This is a genomic window from Virgibacillus carmonensis (assembly GCF_057836705.1).
On record NZ_JBYQFJ010000444.1, the window covers coordinates 1 to 505 of the forward strand.

1 pseudogene is annotated in these 505 nt (G+C 43.4%); it reads right to left on the bottom strand.

Annotated features, from left to right (window positions below):
• Nucleotides 1-322: pseudogene (locus tag AC3G7N_RS22800) on the bottom strand (DUF421 domain-containing protein); the annotation flags it as partial.
• Nucleotides 323-505 lie beyond the last annotated feature (183 nt).

Genomic DNA, 505 nt, shown 5'->3' on the forward strand with positions numbered 1-505 from the left:
TTTCCTCACGAATGAGTTGCCCATGGCGGATGATGATCGAGGGCTGGCCTTCAAGCAATCCGCGTGTCCCCTTATATTTTTGAGTAATAGTTTCCGTAATAAATAACATTGTCCCCCATAAAAAAAGCGAGAAACCGATTTCCACTATGCCGATGTCCTTATCGAACAAGGCTCCGGCCACAAGCTCTCCAAGGATCAGGGCGGCTATAAAGTCAAATGGCGTTAGTTGCGTAATTTGTGTTTTTCCAAGTACTTTTACCAGCAAAAACAAGGCAATAAAGCCGAAGACTGAATCCAGAAAAATTGGCAGCAGATTTTCCATTTATGACAACCCCTTTTTACCACATATCTTTGTTTAGGTTATCCGAAATCGGTGGGACTATGTATGTTGGAGTTAATGTACGGTTTGTTGACTGTAAATAGGGGTGAGCGTTGCTGGTATTTGGTTTTGTTTGAACGGAGAGGAGTATTTAGCTGATGAGGGCATGTATTTTCCGGCGGTCGG